Source organism: Frigoribacterium sp. PvP032 (assembly GCF_017833035.1).
Classification (GTDB): Bacteria; Actinomycetota; Actinomycetes; order Actinomycetales; family Microbacteriaceae; genus Frigoribacterium.
Genome location: NZ_JAFIBM010000001.1, coordinates 1,258,992 through 1,274,376 on the forward strand (window position 1 = coordinate 1,258,992; position 15,385 = coordinate 1,274,376).

13 protein-coding genes, 1 tRNA gene and 1 other RNA gene are annotated in these 15,385 nt (G+C 73.3%); 9 read left to right on the forward strand and 6 right to left on the reverse strand.

What is annotated here, in order from left to right; translation table 11 throughout:
- Positions 1-9 precede the first annotated feature (9 nt).
- The gene (locus JOE35_RS05835) at positions 10-1,956 is read left to right on the forward strand and encodes a helicase HerA-like domain-containing protein (RefSeq protein ID WP_209560286.1); all 1,947 of its coding nucleotides are present in this window, start codon (positions 10-12) and stop codon (positions 1,954-1,956) included.
- 62 nt (positions 1,957-2,018) lie between these two features.
- On the opposite strand, the gene JOE35_RS05840 is transcribed toward JOE35_RS05835, so the two are convergent.
- Both JOE35_RS05840 and JOE35_RS05845 read right to left on the reverse strand, forming a co-directional pair.
- The gene (locus JOE35_RS05840) at positions 2,019-2,642 is read right to left on the reverse strand and encodes a hypothetical protein (protein WP_209560287.1); all 624 of its coding nucleotides are present in this window, start codon (positions 2,640-2,642) and stop codon (positions 2,019-2,021) included.
- A gap of 161 nt (positions 2,643-2,803) precedes the next feature.
- Positions 2,804-3,175 (reverse strand): RNA-binding S4 domain-containing protein, encoded by a 372-nt coding sequence (locus JOE35_RS05845; RefSeq protein WP_209560288.1) that lies wholly within the window; start codon positions 3,173-3,175, stop codon positions 2,804-2,806.
- A 107-nt stretch (positions 3,176-3,282) separates the two neighbouring features.
- On the opposite strand from JOE35_RS05845, the gene JOE35_RS05850 reads away from it, so the two are divergent.
- Both JOE35_RS05850 and JOE35_RS05855 read left to right on the forward strand, forming a co-directional pair.
- A tRNA-Ser gene (locus JOE35_RS05850) sits at positions 3,283-3,367 on the forward strand.
- 219 nt (positions 3,368-3,586) lie between these two features.
- Positions 3,587-3,778, forward strand: a complete 192-nt coding sequence (locus JOE35_RS05855) for a hypothetical protein (RefSeq protein WP_209560289.1) — start codon at positions 3,587-3,589, stop codon at positions 3,776-3,778.
- 123 nt (positions 3,779-3,901) lie between these two features.
- Here the strand turns inward: JOE35_RS05855 and JOE35_RS05860 are convergent, their stop codons facing one another.
- Positions 3,902-4,408 carry a GNAT family N-acetyltransferase gene (locus JOE35_RS05860; RefSeq protein ID WP_209560290.1) on the reverse strand — a complete coding sequence of 169 codons (507 nt, stop codon included), beginning with the start codon at positions 4,406-4,408 and terminating at the stop codon, positions 3,902-3,904.
- Positions 4,409-4,507: 99 nt separating this feature from the next.
- Here JOE35_RS05860 and JOE35_RS05865 point away from each other — a divergent pair, with 99 nt between their 5' ends.
- The 4 genes from JOE35_RS05865 (at position 4,508) to JOE35_RS05880 (ending at position 9,662) form a co-directional block, all read left to right on the forward strand.
- Complete coding sequence (locus JOE35_RS05865) at positions 4,508-4,726, forward strand: hypothetical protein (RefSeq protein WP_209560291.1); 219 nt, start codon at positions 4,508-4,510, stop codon at positions 4,724-4,726.
- Positions 4,727-4,853: 127 nt separating this feature from the next.
- Positions 4,854-6,293 (forward strand): amino acid permease, encoded by a 1,440-nt coding sequence (locus tag JOE35_RS05870; protein ID WP_209560292.1) that lies wholly within the window; start codon positions 4,854-4,856, stop codon positions 6,291-6,293.
- 43 nt (positions 6,294-6,336) lie between these two features.
- A complete protein-coding gene (gene pta / locus JOE35_RS05875; RefSeq protein ID WP_209560293.1) occupies positions 6,337-8,472 on the forward strand; it encodes a phosphate acetyltransferase in 2,136 nt (711 codons plus the stop codon).
- The gene (locus tag JOE35_RS05880) at positions 8,469-9,662 is read left to right on the forward strand and encodes an acetate/propionate family kinase (protein WP_209560294.1); all 1,194 of its coding nucleotides are present in this window, start codon (positions 8,469-8,471) and stop codon (positions 9,660-9,662) included. Before pta ends, JOE35_RS05880 begins: the two co-directional genes overlap by 4 nt.
- A gap of 125 nt (positions 9,663-9,787) precedes the next feature.
- Here the strand turns inward: JOE35_RS05880 and JOE35_RS05885 are convergent, their stop codons facing one another.
- Positions 9,788-10,468, reverse strand: a complete 681-nt coding sequence (locus tag JOE35_RS05885; RefSeq protein WP_209560295.1) for an SDR family oxidoreductase — start codon at positions 10,466-10,468, stop codon at positions 9,788-9,790.
- A gap of 54 nt (positions 10,469-10,522) precedes the next feature.
- Between JOE35_RS05885 and ffs the strand changes: the two genes are divergently transcribed.
- Positions 10,523-10,619, forward strand: an RNA gene (ffs, locus tag JOE35_RS05890) — signal recognition particle sRNA small type.
- 224 nt (positions 10,620-10,843) lie between these two features.
- Here ffs and JOE35_RS05895 read toward each other — a convergent pair.
- Together JOE35_RS05895 and JOE35_RS05900 are read right to left on the reverse strand one after the other, a co-directional pair.
- A complete protein-coding gene (locus JOE35_RS05895) occupies positions 10,844-11,962 on the reverse strand; it encodes a signal peptidase I (protein ID WP_209560296.1) in 1,119 nt (372 codons plus the stop codon).
- Between the two features lie 170 nt (positions 11,963-12,132).
- Positions 12,133-12,753 carry a TasA family protein gene (locus tag JOE35_RS05900; RefSeq protein WP_209560297.1) on the reverse strand — a complete coding sequence of 207 codons (621 nt, stop codon included), beginning with the start codon at positions 12,751-12,753 and terminating at the stop codon, positions 12,133-12,135.
- A 225-nt stretch (positions 12,754-12,978) separates the two neighbouring features.
- Between JOE35_RS05900 and JOE35_RS05905 the strand changes: the two genes are divergently transcribed.
- On the forward strand, positions 12,979-15,384 hold the full coding sequence (locus JOE35_RS05905) for a DNA polymerase III subunit gamma and tau (RefSeq protein ID WP_209560298.1): 2,406 nt from the start codon (positions 12,979-12,981) through the stop codon (positions 15,382-15,384).
- The last annotated feature ends 1 nt before the right edge of the window (position 15,385 follow it).

The following is a 15,385-nucleotide window of genomic DNA, read 5'->3' on the forward strand; positions in this document are numbered from 1 at the left end:
GCTGACCCCATGACCGACCCCCTCGACCAGGCCAGGGCGGAGGCCGCCGCGGCGGTCGCCGTCGCCGAGCAGGCGAAGCGCGACGCGGAGGCGGCGCTCGCGCGTGCCGAGCAGCTCGCGGCCGCGGCAGAGGCAGAGGCAGAGGCCGCAGCGAAGGAGGCGTCGGCTGCGGCCCCGCAGGCCGCGCCGGTCGCCGACGCGGCCGGTCCCGTCGACGCGGCCGCCGCCTCCTCGGGTCCGCTCTCGCCCGCCGCCGTCGACGCGGTGCGGGCCGGCTACGCCACCGAGGGCCCCGCCCTCGAGATCGGCTCGCTCGTCAACGGCGACGCGCTCGCCGACGTCCCGGTGCGGATCCCGCTCGGCATGCTGAACCGGCACGGCCTGATCGCGGGCGCGACGGGCACGGGCAAGACGAAGACGCTGCAGGTGCTCGCCGAGCAGCTCTCCGCGGCGGGCGTGCCGGTCTTCGCGGCGGACGTGAAGGGCAACCTCTCCGGCCTCGCGGCCCCTGGCGAGTCGAGCGAGAAGCTGCTCGCCCGCACCCGCGGCATCGGACAGGACTGGACGCCGCTCGCCGCGCCCGCCGAGTTCTACGCGCTGGGCGACGGCGGCCCTGGCATCCCCGTCAGGGCGACGGTCAGCGGCTTCGGGCCGATCCTCCTGAGCAAGGTGCTCGGCCTCAACGACACGCAGGAGTCGAGCCTCGGGCTCGTCTTCCACTACGCCGAGCAGGCGGGGCTGCCGCTGCTCGACCTGGCCGACCTCCGCAGCGTGCTCACGTACCTGACGAGCGACGACGGCAAGGCCGAGCTGGCCGAGCTCGGCGGCCTCAGCAAGGCCACCGTCGGCGTGGTGCTGCGCGAGCTGATCACCTTCGCCGACCAGGGTGCCGACCGCTTCTTCGGCGAGCCCGAGATCGACACGGCAGTGTTCCTCCGCACGGCCGCCGACGGTCGTGGCGTCGTCAGCCTGCTCGAGCTGCCCGGCGTCCACGACCAGCCGGCGCTGTTCTCGACGTTCTTGATGTGGCTGCTCGCCGACCTTTACAACGACCTGCCAGAGGTGGGCGACCTCGACCAGCCCAAGCTGGTCTTCTTCTTCGACGAGGCCCACCTGCTCTTCGCGGACGCCTCGGACGCGTTCCTCGACCAGGTCACGCGCACCGTCCGGCTGATCCGGTCGAAGGGCGTCGGCATCGTCTTCGTCACGCAGACCCCTAAGGACGTGCCGAGCGACGTCCTCGCGCAGCTCGGCTCGCGGATCCAGCACCAGCTGCGCGCCTTCACGCCCGACGACGCCAAGGCGCTGCGGGCCACCGTCTCGACCTACCCCACCAGCGACTACGACCTCGGCGCCGTGCTGACCACCCTGGGCACGGGGGAGGCGGTCGTCACCGTCATGAACGAGAAGGGCGCGCCCAGCCCGGTCGCCTGGACCAGGGTGCGGGCGCCGCAGGGCTCGATGTCGCCGCTGCCCGCCGACGAGATGGCGGCCAGGGTCGCGGCGTCGCCGCTCTGGCCGGTCTACGGCACGCCCGTCGACCGCGACTCCGCCCGCGAGATGCTGGCGCGCAAGCTCGAGGCGGCGGCCCTTCGTCGGCGCGAGCTCGACGACGCGACAGCGCGGGACGAGGCCCTCGTGCTGCAGGCGAAGGAGGCGGCGGCCAGGGAGAAGCAGGACGCGGCGGCAGTCAAGGCGGCCGAGAAGGAGCGGAAGGCCGCCCAGGCCGAGTACGAGCGTCAGCAGCGCGAGTTCGAGAAGGCCGAGCGGGCGGCGGCGTCGACGAGGGCGCGACGGGCGGGCGGCGCGACCCGCTCCTCCTCGCGCTCGTCGTCGGGACGCGGTGGCTCGGGCGGCGCTGGGGGCGTGCTCGGGGACGTGCTCGGCTCGAGCGCCGGCAAGACGATCGTGCGCGAGGTCGTGAAGGGGATCTTCGGGACGCTGCGGCGGCGCTGAGCGCGGCGGCGCTGAGCGCGGCGGCGCTGGTGCCAGCAGGGCTCAGCGCGGCCGGGCAGGGATCAGCCCGTGAAGGCGTGCCAGACGAGCGCGAGCAGGCCCGTCGCGACGGCGAAGGCGACCACCACCAGCCCGGTGCTCAGCCACCGGCGACCCTCGTACCACGAGCGGCTCTCGGGCCAGGTGCGGTAGAACTCGGGCCCGGACATCGGCCGTGAGACTGTCGTGACGGCGCTGCCGAGCGCGTCGGTGACGGCCGTGATCGCCTCGTCGGGCCAGTAGCCGCCCCGCATGCGGAAGAGCACCTCGCCGTCGTGGCCGAGGGCGATCAGCTGGGGCACCGTCTCGGTCGAGGCGCCTCGGTAGGTGCGTGCGACGAGCACGGTCGCGACGGCGTCGCGGGGGAGCCGCACGCTGCCCGGCAGCCACCCGCGCTTGAAGAACTCGGTCTTGCTGACGCCGGCGTACGAGACCCTGAAGCGCCAGTACATGAGCAGGCCCGCGACGACCGCGACGTCGGCGACCCACAGCACGGCCGGCCAGCGGCCGGTCGGCCAGGTCAGCCAGAGGAGGGCCCCGAGGACGGGCACGAGGCTGAGGACGGCGGTGAGCACGGCGGTCCGGGCGATCGTGCGCCGGGGCACGGCGATCACCTCGAAGTCGTCGCGCGCGACGCCAGTCACCATCCCAGCCCCCTCGGCCCGCGGCTGCCTCCCCCCTCAGAGAGGACGGCCGTCGTCCCGACGGCCTGCCGTGGCACCGATCATAAGGGAGGCGGCACCTGGGTCGGACCGCTCTGTCCGGTCCGCGAAAGGGGCGGCGAGCCGGCCTCGGCCCGACGGTCTCGTCAGCGGTCGCGGAGCTTCTCGAGGTCGCGCCGCTCGCGCTTCGTCGGCCGACCGGCGCCCCGGTCGCGGACCGCCACCACGGCCGTCTCCTCGCGCGGGGGAGAAGGCGGCGTCAAGTCGGTCATCGCCTCGGCCGCGACGGAGGCGCCCACCCGCTTGACGAGGCACGTGCGCACCACGAGGATCCGGTCGAACCCGGCCACGCGCACCCTGACCTCGTCGCCGGGCCGGACCGACTGCGACGCCTTGACCCGCTCGCCGTTCACCCGCACGTGCCCGGCACGGCAGCCCGCCGTCGCCGCGGAGCGCGTCTTGTAGACGCGGACGGCCCACAGCCAGCTGTCGACGCGGGCGGAGGCGCGGGAGTCCATCCGACGATGCTACGTCGGGGGCGTCGCGTGCCGCGTGCGTCCACGGGACCCCGTGCCGTCCGCTACCATGGACGAGGTCGTGCGCCAGTGATGCTGTCGCCCGCCCTGGAGGATTCGCCTAGTGGCCTATGGCGCACGCTTGGAAAGCGTGTTGGGTGCAAGCCCTCAGGGGTTCGAATCCCCTATCCTCCGCACGAGAACGGCCCTTCCCTCCGGGAGGGCCGTTCGTGCGTCAGCGCCCGTGCGGCGCCGCCCGCACCCCACGAACCCGCGGACACCCTCCCGCGCGCCCGAGGGTGCACGCGGGTCCCGAGGGTCCCAACGGGAATGGGAGATCAAGAATTGGGGATCGACAGTTGGTTGCCGCTCCTCAGCACCGTTCTGATCGTCGACGAACATAGGAGTTCTCTAATGCGCGCATGGTCTCTCTACGTGGCGACCGTCGTCTGTGCCCTCGCGGCGCTGCTCCTCGTCGCGAACGCACTCCCCGCGCTGTCCTCCGGCGTGTTCGTCGTCGGCACCCCTGTCCTCATCTGCGGGGCGGGCCTCGGCGCCGAGTTCGTCAAGGAGGTTCGGAGAAGAGGACGCGGTTTCGACAACTGACCGCGGCGCCCGCGAGCTACACCCCTGGGCCGGCAGAACACCCTCGGTTCCGGGGGTGTAGTGCCGGTTCGGGGGGTAGCTCGTGCGCGGCGGCGGCGGCGGCGGTGGCGGAGCCGGGCGGGCCTAGGAGGCGGCGGTCCCGTCGAGCATCAGCGTCATGTACCGCAGGTCGAGCCAGCGGCCGAACTTGACGCCGACCTCGCGCAGCAGCCCCGCGTCCTCGAAGCCGAGCGACCGGTGCAGCCGTACCGAGCCCTCGTTGTCGGCCTCGACGAGGGCGACCATGACGTGGTGGCCGGCCTCCGTGGCCCCGGCGACCAGCGCCTCCAGCAGGCTGCGGCCGATGCCGGCCCCCTGGTGGCCCTCGCGCACGTAGACGCTGTTCTCGACGGTGTGGCGGTAGCCGTCCTTGGCGTGGAACGGGCCGAAGCTCGCGTAGCCGACGACGACGTCGCCCTCGACGGCGACGATCGCGGCCGTGCCGGGGCGGCTGTGGGCGGCGAGCCACTCGCGGCGGCCCTGCAGGTCGGGCTCGACGTCGGTCCAGATCGCGGTCGAGCGGGCGACGGCATCGGCGTGGATCTCGAGGACCCCCGGCAGGTCGGACTCGGCAGCAGGGCGGATGATCACGGGACGATCCTACGAGGGGCGCGGGCGCACCAGGGGCCCGACCCTGTGAACCGTCGGAGGCGCCGGTCCGACCCGAGGACGCCCGCGTAGGTTCGGCTCATGACTGACGACACCTACACCGCGTCCTTCCTCGGCGACGACGGCCAGGAGGCCCGCACCGAGCAGCTCGAGTCGATCGGCGGCCAGCCGCAGAAGAGCCTCGTCCGCCCCGCGGCCGACGGCGGCGACGACGTCAACTGGGAGCTCGACGCCGACGCGTCGGCAGACGGCAAGGCCGTCTACCGCTCCCTCGGCGTCGCGCAGCACGACTACTCCTGAGCCGTCCAGCCGCGGGGACCGGATGATCGGGACCCGCCGGGAGCCGTCGCGGGGGTAACATATCGCCACGGCGCGCCTGCGCCGCTCAGCCAGACAGCGCACGACGGCGTGCGCACAGGAGGCACTCGTGACCACACGACGTGACGGATCCCGCTCGCTGCTCCGCAAGAAGCCCGTGCAGCAGATCGAGGACGAGGCCGGGGGCAGCGGCCTCTTCAAGAGCCTGGGCCTCTGGCAGCTCACGGCCATCGGGGTCGGCGGCATCATCGGCGTCGGCATCTTCTCGCTGGCGGGGCTGGTGGCCCACGGCGACGACGCGAACCCGGGCGTCGGGCCGGCCGTCCTCTTCTCCTTCTTGATCGCCGGTCTCGCGAGTGCCGCGGCGGCACTCTCGTACGCCGAGTTCGCGGGCATGATCCCGCGGGCCGGCTCCGCCTACACCTACGGCTACGTCGCCCTCGGCGAGATCATCGGGTGGTTCATCGGCTGGGACCTGCTGCTCGAGTACGTCGCGATCGTGGCCGTCGTCGCGATCGGCATCTCGGGCTACTTCGACGCGTTCCTCTCGGGGCTCGGGCTGCACCTCCCTGCCTCGATCGCCTCGACGCCCGACGCCGGGCAGGGCGGCGTGGTCAACCTGCCCGCGATCGTGGTCTGCCTGGTCGTCACGTTCATCCTCAGCCGGGGCTCGAAGGCCTTCGGCCGCTTCGAGATCGTCGCGGTCGGCATCAAGGTGCTGCTGGTGCTCTTCATCATCGGCATCGGGCTGTTCCACCTGAGCGTCGAGAACTTCTCGCCGTTCGTGCCCAACGGCTTCGGGCCGGTCTTCACCGGGGCGGCCACCGTCTTCTTCGCCGTCTTCGGCTACGACGCGATGAGCACCGCGGCCGAGGAGAGCGTCGACGGCAAGAAGCACATGCCGAAGGCGATCATCCTGTCGCTGATCATCGCGATGATCCTCTACGTCGCCGCGACGCTCGTGCTGACCGGGATGCAGGACTACCGAGAGATCGACCCGGCCGCGGGCTTCGCCTCGGCCTTCAGCAGCGTGGGCCTGCCGGTGGTGGCGACCATCATCTCGGTGTTCGCCGTCATCTCGATCCTCACCGTCATGCTGACCTTCCTGCTCGGCGTCACGCGCGTCTGGTTCTCGATGAGCCGCGACGGCCTGCTGCCCGGCTGGTTCGCACGGACCGACCGCAAGGGCGTCCCGCAGCGCGTCACCTGGATCGCGGGCGTCGCGTCCGCGCTGCTCGCCGGAGTGTTCCCGATCCGCGCCGTCGCCGACCTGACGAACATCGGCATCCTGGCCGCGTTCGTGGTCGTCTGCATCGCGGTCATCGTGTTCCGCTACCGCAAGCCCGACGAGCCGCGCACGTTCCGCCTCCCGTTCATGCCCTTTGTGCCCGCGTTCGGGGTGCTCGCGAGCGGGTTCCTGATCTCGCAGCTGCACTGGGAGACCTGGCTGCGCTTCGGGATCTGGCTGGTGATCGGCCTCGCGCTCTACTTCGGCTACGGCCGCAGGCACTCGCTGCTGAACCCCGACAGCCCGCGCCTGCCGCGCTGACCTCCCCGGCGCCTCCGAGCCCGCCGGACGTAGGCTGGGCGACGTGTCCACCCGCATCTACATCACGTCCGCAGAAGGCCACACCGGCAAGTCGACCATCGCCCTCGGCGTGCTCGACACCCTGAGCCACGAGGTCGGCCGGGTGGGGGTGTTCCGCCCCGTGGCCCGGTCGACGCGCGAGCGCGACTACGTGCTCGAGCTGCTGCTCGCCCACGACAGCGTCGACCTCGACTACGACGAGTGCGTCGGCGTCACCTACGACGACGTGCACCGCGACCCGGACGCGGCGCTCGCCGCCGTGGTCAGCCGGTTCTCCGCCGTCGAGCGGCAGTGCGACGCGGTCGTCGTGATCGGCTCCGACTACACCGACGTCGGCAGCCCCACCGAGCTCTCGTTCAACGCCAGGGTCGCCGCCAACCTCGGCGCCCCCGTGCTGCTCGTGCTCGGCGGCCGCAGCGCCGCCGACGGCACCACCCCGCGCACCGGCGCCGACATGCGCCAGGTGGCCGAGGTCACGACGGCCGAGCTGCGCAGCGAGCACGCCAGCCTGCTCGCCGTGGTCGCGAACCGGGTCGAGCCCGAGCACCTCGACGACGTCGTCCGCGGCATCGGCGACGCGCTCGCCGCGAGTCCCTCCGGTGCCGTGCCCGTCTGGGCGCTGCCGGAGGACCGCCTCCTCGTGGCCCCCACCGTGCGCGCGGTGCTCGAGGCGACCGGCTCGGCCTTCGTGCGCGGCGACGAGGCCCTGCTCGACCGTGAGGTGGAGGGCGTCGTCGTCGCGGCCATGTCGATGGAGAACGTGCTGCCCCGCCTGATCGAGGGCGCGGTGGTCGTGGTGCCGGGGGACAGGTCGGACGTGCTCGTGGCGACGGTGCTCGCGCACGCGTCCGAGACGTTCCCGTCGCTCGCGGCCGTCGTGCTGAACGGCGGCTTCGAGCTCGCGCCGCAGGTCGACCGGCTGGTCGAGGGCCTCGGCAGCACGCTGCCGATCGCCAGGAGCGAGCTCGGCACCTACGACACCGCGCTCGCCATCACCCAGACCCGCGGGCGCCTCGCCGCCGACTCGCCCCGCAAGTACGACCTCGCGCTGTCGCTGTTCGAGACGCACGTCGACGGCGCCGAGCTGCTCCGCCTGCTCGAGGTCAGCCCCTCCGGCGTCGTCACGCCCCTGATGTTCGAGCACCAGCTGCTCGAGCGCGCCCGCAGCGTCAAGAAGCACATCGTCCTGCCGGAGGGCGGGGACGACCGCATCCTCCGTGCCGCGTCGACGCTGCTGCAGCGCGGCGTCGCCGACCTCACCCTGCTCGGCGACGAGGGCGTGATCAGGGCGCGCGGTGCCGAGCTCGGCCTCGACCTCGCCGACGCCCGCGTCCTCGACCCCTTCGACGCCAGCCTGCAGGTGCAGTTCGCCGCCGAGTACGCGAAGCTCAGGGCCCACAAGGGCATCTCCGCGAGCATGGCGATGGACACCGTCACCGACGTCTCGTACTTCGGCACGATGATGGTCAAGCTCGGGCTCGCCGACGGGATGGTCTCGGGGGCCGCGCACACGACCGCCCACACGATCCGTCCGGCGTTCGAGGTCATCAAGACGGTGCCGGGCGTCGGCGTCGTCTCGAGCGTGTTCCTGATGGCGCTCGCCGACCGCGTGCTCGTCTACGGCGACTGCGCCGTCATCCCCGACCCGACCGCCGAGCAGCTCGCCGACATCGCGATCTCGTCCGCCGAGACGGCCGTGCAGTTCGGCATCGAGCCGCGGGTGGCCATGCTCAGCTACAGCACCGGCGACAGCGGCTCCGGCGCCGACGTCGAGAAGGTCCGGGCCGCGACGGCGCTCGTGCGCGAGCGCCGCCCCGACCTGCTCGTCGAGGGGCCGATCCAGTACGACGCCGCGGCCGACCCGGTCGTGGCCGCCGCGAAGATGCCCGACTCGGACGTCGCGGGGCGCGCGACGGTGTTCATCTTCCCCGACCTGAACACGGGCAACAACACGTACAAGGCCGTCCAGCGGAGCGCCGGCGCGGTCGCCATCGGGCCCATCCTCCAGGGGCTCCGCAAGCCGATCAACGACCTCTCGCGCGGCGCGCTCGTCGGCGACATCGTCAACACGGTGGCCATCACGGCGATCCAGGCCGGCACCGAGCAGGCCGCCACCACCATCGAAGGGAACACCCCGTGAGCGCAGTCCTCGTCGTCAACTCCGGCTCGTCGTCGTTCAAGTACCAGCTGATCGAGCTCGACGACGAGACGACGCTCGCGTCGGGGCTCGTCGAGCGGATCGGGGAGGCGGTGGGCGAGACCCGGCACCGCAACCACCTCACCGGCGACGAGAGCAGCAACGACTCGCAGGCTATCGCCGACCACGCGGCCGGCTTCGAGGCGATGATGGCTGCCTTCGCCGCGCAGGGCCCCTCGTTCGACGAGCACCCGCCCACGGCTGTCGGCCACCGCGTCGTGCACGGGGGAGTGGACTTCGACCGTGCCACCCTCGTCACCGATGAGGTCGAGAAGGCGATCGACCGTCTCTCCGCGCTGGCGCCGCTGCACAACCCGGCCAACCTGCAGGGCATCAGGGCCGCGAAGGAGGCGTTCGCCGACGTGCCCCACGTGGCGGTGTTCGACACGGCGTTCCACCAGACGCTGGCTCCCGCCGCCTACACCTACGCCATCGACGCGGAGCTCGCCGAGAAGCACCACGTGCGCCGGTTCGGGTTCCACGGCACCTCGCACAAGTACGTCTCCGAGAAGACCGCCGAGTTCCTCGGCCGGCCGCTCGCCGAGCTCAAGATCATCGTCCTGCACCTCGGCAACGGCGCCTCCGCCGCGGCGATCGACGGCGGTCGCTCGATCGAGACGAGCATGGGCATGACGCCCCTCGAGGGGCTCGTCATGGGCACGCGCTCGGGCGACATCGACCCTGCGGCGGTGTTCCACCTGCACCGTGAGGCGGGCCTCGACTTCGACGAGCTCGAGACCCTGCTCAACAAGGGCAGCGGCCTGCTCGGCCTCACCGGCAGCGGCGACATGCGCGACGTGCAGGACAGCGCCTCCCGCGGCGACGCCGTGTCCGAGTCGGCGCTGGCCGTCTACCGCCACCGCATCCGTCACTACGTCGGCGCGTACGTCGCCCAGCTCGGCGGCCTGGACGCCGTCGTGTTCACCGCCGGCGTCGGCGAGAACAACGCACTGCTCCGCCGCCGGACCCTGGCCGGGCTCGAGTTCCTCGGCATCCGGGTCGACGACGACCGCAACGAGCTGGCCTCCCGCGACGCCCGTCGCATCTCGCCCGAGGGCGCGGCCGTCGAGGTGCTCGTCGTCCCCACGAACGAGGAGCTCGAGATCGCCCGGCAGGCCGCCGCGCTCCGCTGAGCACAGTCCCGTCCGGGGGAGCGGCGGCCCCGCGCCGACCCCCTCGAGGCGAGAGAGGCCCCGGAGGCGCACGTCGCGCCTCCGGGGCCTCTCTCGTGTGCGACAGGCAAGCGCCTGCCCTGACCTCAGTACTTGATGGTGGCGAGCGCGTCCGACACGGGCGTCTCGCCCGAGACCAGCTCGAACTGCGTCTTCACGGCCGTGCCCTCGATGATCGCGGTGGCGATCACCTCCGCCACGTCGGCGCGGGAGACCGTGCCCCGCTCGACCGTCTGGCCCACGGTGACCTGGCCGGTGCCGGGGTCGTCGGTGAGGCCGCCGGGGCGCACGACGGTCCAGTCGAGGCCGTCACGGGCGCGCAGGTCGGCGTCGGCCTCGCTCTTCGCGCGCATGTACACCTGGTAGACGGCGTCGTCGTCCTCGGCGGGCAGCTGCGCCTTCTCGGGGTCGAAGGCGTCCGTGCCGATGGCCGAGACCATCACGTAGCGGGCGACGCCCGCCTTCTCCGCCGCGTCGGCGAGCAGGATCGCACCGTCACGGTCGATCGTGAGCTTGCGCTCCGCGCCGCTGCCGCCTCCGCCGCCGGCCGCGAAGACCACGGCGTCGGCACCGTCGAGGTGGCCCGCGAGGGTCTCGACGTCGGTCTGCTCCAGGTCGAGGACGAGCGCGCGGGCACCCGCCGCCTCCAGGTCGGACGTGTGGTCGGGGTTGCGGACGATGCCCACCGGGTCGTGCCCGGCGTCGGCGAGTCGGCGTTCGAGGAGCTGGGCGATCTTGCCGTGTCCTCCGGCGATGACGATTCTCATGCACCCAGGGAACACCCCGTGTCGCGCGAGTCGCTCAGGAGCCGCTAAACTTCTCGAGGCTCCTCACGTGGCGCCATCCAGGCCAACTCCCCCAGGGCGGAAACGCAGCAAGGGCAACCGGGCTCTGGCGGGTGCGTGAGGGGTCTCCACTTTTTAACGCGGCGCTGCCCTCGCGGCGCTGCGGCGCCGCGTGACCTGGGGTGCGGACGGGACTGGCCGGTCGCGTTCCCGAGATGGTGCGCCGCTGCAGCGGATCGCGCCGAGCGTCGAGACCCTCGGGAGTCGCGCGGACCCTCGGGCGCGCGGCGGGGTGCGCGCGGGTTCCGCGGGTCCGGGAGATGGGACGGGGCCGCGCGACAGGCGTGGCGGGCGGGGTCAGGAGGCGGCGCCGCAGATCGCCCCGAGCAGGCCGTAGTTGACGGTGCGGCCTCCCGAGAGCGGCGACACCCACGGCGACGTGCCCGTGCCGGCCGTGCCCTGGACGCGATAGGTCGTCGTGCTCACGCCGAGGATCTCCAGCGGCACTTGATAGCTGTTGGTGGTCACCGTGGCGACGGGCTGCGCCACTCCGGTCCTGTAGACGTTCCACGACGGCGGCGCGACACCGCCTGTGGGGAGCGGCGTCGGCACGTCCCACGTCAGCACGGGGCCCGCGAGGAGGCCGCCGCCGCTGCAGCCGATCGTCGTCGCCCTCACCAGGGTCCCCGTGCTCGTCGTGGCCGTCGCCGTCGTGCGGTCCGCGAAGGCGGCGAGGGTGGGCTCGGGGGGCGCTGCGGCCAGCGCGGCGGCCAGGGCGAGCACGACGACGCCCGAGACGACGGCGGTGCCGGCGCCGGAGGTGCGGTGCCGGCCGGCCGCGTGACGCGGCCCGTCCTCGCGGCGGACGCGCGCCTCCTCGGCTCTGCTGTCGTCGGCGTGCGCGGGGTCGTGTGCGGTCGCGGCCAGCTCCTCCGCGCGCGGGCGACGGAACCCGATCATGGCGAGCATGCCGAAGAGCGTCCCGACGACGAACACCCAGCCGGGGGCCATCGCCTGGTCGACCCACTCGCCGAGCCGCGGCGTCGACCAGAAGACCCTGTCGGCCTCCGCGACGACGACCGGGTCGGGGTCGGTCACCGGGTTCGCGTCGCCCTTGAGGACGAGCGACCGGGAGGCGCCGCCCGCGTCGTCCGTCTCGACCACGCGGTGGGTGACGCGGACGCCGTCCGCACGCGGCACGCTCACGACGTCGCCCACGGCCACCTCGGCCGCAGGCACGGTCTGCGCGAGCGCGAGCGCACCCGTGGGGATGTCCGGCGACATCGAGCCCGAGCGGAAGATCAGGGGAGTGACGCCCGCGAAGACGGCCAGGGCGGCGGCCGTCAGGCAGACCACACCGGTCAGCGCCCCGACCCAGAGCACGACCTCGCGCGCGAGGAAGCGCGCCCGGGCGTTGCGCCGGGCGTGGTCGACCGGCGGCCGGTCGTGCCGCGCGCGTCCGGGGGAGGACGCCATGAGTGGCTCCCCTCGTCGTGCGTCGGGCAGGTGGTCCGTGGGGGGAACGGCGGAGTCGGGCACCCGACGCCGGACTCCGCCGTTCCCGTGTCCGGGCCGCGTCCGCCACAGGTGGCGGGGGCCTCGGGACGCCCGCCCTGGGAGGCGGGAGCTGGGAGAGCTGCGGGCGGTTACTGCTGGGTGGCGGTCACCGTCATGGTCGCCGTCACGGACTTGCCCTGCACCGTGTTGTCCGCGGTCGAGGGCACCTCGGCACGGACGCACAGGTACTCGACCTGGCCGGCGGGCAGCGCGCGGGGAGCGGCGGTCGCGGGGCCGGCGCTGAGCTTGGTCGTGGCGGGCGTGACGACCGTGGTCGCGCCCGTGAACGTGGCGCTGCTGCACGTCGGCGGGGTGCCGACGCCGAACGCGCTCGTGCCGAGGCTCGCGACGCCGTAGTTCAGCGCCGCGGCGAGGAGCTGCGGGTCGGTGCCGGTGGTGCTCGTCGTCGTGTACGCGTAGTTGAAGGGCAGGTTGCCGGCGTTCCGCACCGTGAGGAGCGCGTACGTCTGGTCGCCCGGCTTCGCCGCCGTCATCGTGAGGCCGGTGAGGGCCGTCGTGACGTCCTGGTCGTTCAGCTTGAGGTCGAGCGTGCCCGTGCTGAAGCTGCCGGTCGCGGTCACGGTGTCGGTGAACGCCGCGAGCGTCGCGACGGTCCCGAGCCCGAGCACGGTGCCGAGGGCGAGCACTGCCCTGACCTTGCCCGAGACGGAGAGGCGGTGGGCGCGCGAGGACGCCGTGGCTGCAGACATGCGGGTGTCTCCTGATCCTGATCCTGACCGGTGTGCCGCGAGGGTGGGTCGCGACGTGTGCGTCGCCGCTGGTGAGGCGGCTCGGCACGAGCTGGTGAGGCTCGTCCGGTGGGTCGAAGATACCAAGGAGGCGCTGGTTGCGCCAGAGTCGGACCCACCCCCGATGGGGGGCCGGGTCGACCGCTCGCCGCCGCGGACGTCGGTGGCCCCGACTACTCTTGTCCCGTGGTCACAGCCCTGTATCGCCGTTACCGGCCAGAGAACTTCGCCGAGCTGATCGGACAGTCGCAGGTGACCGATCCGCTCCGCACGGCGCTGCGCGCCGACCGTGTCAACCACGCCTACCTGTTCAGCGGCCCGCGGGGCTGCGGCAAGACGACGTCGGCCCGCATCCTGGCGCGCTGCCTGAACTGCGCCGAGGGCCCGACCGACACCCCGTGCGGCGTGTGCGACTCGTGTGTCGAGCTCGCACGCGACGGCGGCGGCTCGCTCGACGTCATCGAGATCGACGCGGCCAGCCACAACGGCGTCGACGACGCCCGCGACATCCGCGACCGTGCCGTGTTCGCCCCCGCACGCGACCGGTTCAAGATCTTCATCCTCGACGAGGCCCACATGGTCACGCCGCAGGGCTTCAACGCGCTGCTCAAGGTCGTGGAAGAGCCGCCGGAGCACGTCAAGTTCATCTTCGCGACGACCGAGCCCGACAAGGTGATCGGCACGATCAGGTCCCGTACCCACCACTACCCGTTCCGGCTCGTGCCGCCCGCCCAGATGCTCGAGTACGTGCAGCAGCTGACCGAGAGCGAGAGCGTCGCGGCGGCCCCGGGCGTCCTGCCGCTGGTGGTCCGCGCGGGCGGCGGCTCGGTGCGCGACACGCTGTCGCTGCTGGACCAGCTCATGGCCGGCAGCGAGAGCGGCGGCATCGAGTACGAGCGCGCGGTCGCGCTGCTCGGCTACACGCACGCCGCGCTCCTCGACGACGTCGTCGTCGCCCTGGGGCAGCGCGACGGCGCCGCGGCCTTCGCCGCCGTCGACCGCGTCGTCCAGACGGGTCAGGATCCGCGACGCTTCGTCGAGGACCTGCTCGAGCGGCTCCGCGACCTGATCGTGGTCGGCGCGACCGTCGAGGGCGCCTCCGCCGTGCTGCGCGGCGTCACGCCCGAAGAGCTCGACCGGCTCGTGCAGCAGTCCCACGCCTTCGGCGCAGCGGAGCTGTCCCGCTCGGCCGACGTGGTCAACCGAGCCCTCACCGACATGACGGGCGCCACGTCGCCCCGTCTCCACCTCGAGCTGATGATCGCGCGCGTGCTCGTCCCCGAGGCCGACGAGACGACGCGGGGCGCGCTCGCGCGCGTCGAGCGGCTCGAGCGCCGCGTCGGCGTGGACGGTGCCGCGGGCGACGCCGTCCACCCTGCGCGCCCCGCGCAGGCAGCCGTGTCCGCCGCTCCCGCCCAGGGGGCGGGCACCGCTGGTCAGCAGACCGGCGGAGCCTCGTCGGCCCGGGGCAGCGGGACGACCGCCGCGCAGGCGACCGCGGCGTCGAGTGCCGTGTCGACGTCGTCCGACCCGGCCGCCGCGTCGGCTGCGTGGGGTGCCGTCGCGCCTGCCGCCAGCTCGTCGGCTGCGCCTGAGCCCGCTGCGTCCGAGCCCGTTGTGACCGAGCCCGCGGCGACCGAGCCTGCTCCGCCCACTGCCGCCCACTCGGCCGCCTGGGCGCAGACGCCTGCGGTCGAGGGCGCCGTCCCGCCCGCCGCCGGCCCGGGCACTGGAGGCTCGACGTCTCCTGTCGGCCCGGTCTCGCTGCAGCAGATGCGTGACGCCTGGCCCGAGATCGTCGAGGCCGTCGAGAAGGCCCGTCGCACCGCCTGGATGGTGGTCGTCACCGCCTCCGTGCAGGGCTACGCCGACGAGGTCCTCACCCTGGCCTTCCCCAGTGCGCACGACGTCGACGAGTTCAAGAAGCCCCAGGGTGCCGGCGAGGGCGTGAGCGAGTACCTCCGCCGGGCCATCCAGCAGGTGCTCGGCGTCCGCGTGAAGTACATCGCCCGCGTCGAGGGCCCGGCCGACGGGCCGGCTCCGGCGGCCGCCGCAGCCGTGGCCCCCACCGAGCCGGCCCCCGCCGAGCCGTTGCCAGCTCCCACCGAGTCGCTGGCGCGCGACGAGCCGGCCCCGGTCGAGACGCCCGTCGCGCCCGCCCAGGCCGCAGAGCCGCAGATGCCTCTCGCACCGGCGCCTGCCCGGGCCGAGGCGAGGCCGGCGGCGGGCCCCGTCACCGGGTGGGACGTCGCGACGATCCCGCAGACGCCCCCGCCCGAGCCCGACGAGCCCGAGTTCATCACGGAGGAGCCCCCTGGCGGCGCCCCCACGGTCGACGCGACCCCGCCGCCGGCCGACGTCGCCCCGGCTGCGCCGTCGTCCGCCGCACCCGCCGCGGGGCCAGCCCCCACGACGCCCGCGCCGGCGCAGGGCCCCAGCGCCAGTCAGCGCCGCGCGGCAGCAGGCGACCCCCGCCGGGGCATCCCCGCCGGGTCTCGCTACGGCGAGGCCGTCGTCCGCGAGATCCTCGGCGCCCAGTTCATCGAAGAAGAGACGATCGCTCCCCGCGTCACGCCTCAGAGAAGCGAGTAGT

What these genes read in the sequence shown, in the direction of transcription:
- JOE35_RS05855 (WP_209560289.1), top strand. Translation starts at nt 3,587, where the DNA reads ATGCGCGCATGGTCTCTCTACGTGGCGACCGTCGTCTGTGCCCTCGCG.
- JOE35_RS05835 (WP_209560286.1), top strand. Translation starts at nt 10, where the DNA reads ATGACCGACCCCCTCGACCAGGCCAGGGCGGAGGCCGCCGCGGCGGTC.
- JOE35_RS05845 (WP_209560288.1), bottom strand. Translation starts at nt 3,175, where the DNA reads ATGGACTCCCGCGCCTCCGCCCGCGTCGACAGCTGGCTGTGGGCCGTC.
- JOE35_RS05865 (WP_209560291.1), top strand. Translation starts at nt 4,508, where the DNA reads ATGACTGACGACACCTACACCGCGTCCTTCCTCGGCGACGACGGCCAG.
- JOE35_RS05840 (WP_209560287.1), bottom strand. Translation starts at nt 2,642, where the DNA reads ATGGTGACTGGCGTCGCGCGCGACGACTTCGAGGTGATCGCCGTGCCC.
- JOE35_RS05900 (WP_209560297.1), bottom strand. Translation starts at nt 12,753, where the DNA reads ATGTCTGCAGCCACGGCGTCCTCGCGCGCCCACCGCCTCTCCGTCTCG.
- JOE35_RS05895 (WP_209560296.1), bottom strand. Translation starts at nt 11,962, where the DNA reads ATGGCGTCCTCCCCCGGACGCGCGCGGCACGACCGGCCGCCGGTCGAC.
- JOE35_RS05885 (WP_209560295.1), bottom strand. Translation starts at nt 10,468, where the DNA reads ATGAGAATCGTCATCGCCGGAGGACACGGCAAGATCGCCCAGCTCCTC.